Genomic DNA, 1087 nt, shown 5'->3' with positions numbered 1-1087 from the left:
GCTGGCCCCGGCCCCGGAGGCGATCCGCTGAGCCGCCGGTCACCGCGCCGGGCATATCGGCCGCCGCGGTCCGGTCGGTCACGAGCAGCCAGTCCGATCCGTCACGAGCAGCCAACGATGGAGAATGCCGCCGCATGTCGTCAGGCCAGGTAGCCGTACTCTTACCGCTGCGATGATGAAATTTCGTGCTTTAGGGCGTGAACCTGGCGCAGAAGCCTCAGGACGTGAATCCGGCGCAGAAGCCTCAGGGCGCGGATCCGGCGCCGCGGCCGTCCCCGGCGCCTTCGAGGGCCCGCGCCCGAGCGCGGTGCTCACGTTCCTGGCCTCTCCCCCCGGGATCCTGGCGGCTGTGACGGCCCTGACCGCCGCCCTGCTCACCGGGTGGGGGTTCGTCGTCGGCCTCGGTCTGCCCCCCGGGTGGAACCCGAACATCCCGGCCACTCCCGACACCGCGGCGGGCGTGACCTTCCCCCTGGTGGGGATCTTCCTGCTGGCGCACGGCGCGCCCCGGGTCACCGGCTGGCTGATGTGCGCCGGCGGGCTGGGCTGCGCGGTCAACACCTTCGCGACAGCGGCGACGCTGGCGGCCGGGGCCGCGGGCGACATGGCCGCCTCGGGATATCTGCGCTGGCTGATGTCCCTGGGCTGGGGGATCGGCGGCATGCTGCTGGGCGTCATCATGCCGCTGTTCTCTCCCGACGGCCGCCTGCCGTCGCCGCGCTGGCGGCCGGTGCTGGCGCTGTCGATCTCCATGATCGTCATACAGACGCTCTACCAGCTCCTCCTCCCGTCGCCGCCCCCGGAGCGCTCCCCCTGGCCCGAGCCGATCCCCAACCCGATCGGCGTCGAGGCGCTCGCCCCCCACGCCGCCACCGGGCAGGCGGTCATCCAGTCGATCGTCGTGGGACTCGTCGTGGTGGCCGTGATCTCGCTGGTGGTGCGCTTCCGCCGGGCCGACTCGACCGGGCGGCGTCAGATCGCCTGGCCGATGTCCGCCTTCGCCATCTACACCTTCTTCCTGATGGGCGGGGCGGACTGGTGGCTGATGTCCACGTCGTGGACCGTCCTCACCGCCGTCGCGATCGCC

At 72.2% G+C, this 1087-nt stretch carries 1 pseudogene; it reads left to right on the top strand.

The features are described 5' to 3' along the window. Positions 1-349 precede the first annotated feature (349 nt). Positions 350-1087, top strand: a pseudogene (locus Plo01_RS39775) (sensor histidine kinase); the annotation flags it as partial.

This window comes from Planobispora longispora, assembly GCF_016863135.1.
In the GTDB taxonomy this organism is placed as follows: Bacteria; Actinomycetota; Actinomycetes; order Streptosporangiales; family Streptosporangiaceae; genus Planobispora; species Planobispora longispora.
Note: the sequence above shows the minus strand (reverse complement) of the source record. Positions and strands in the feature narration are given on the sequence as shown.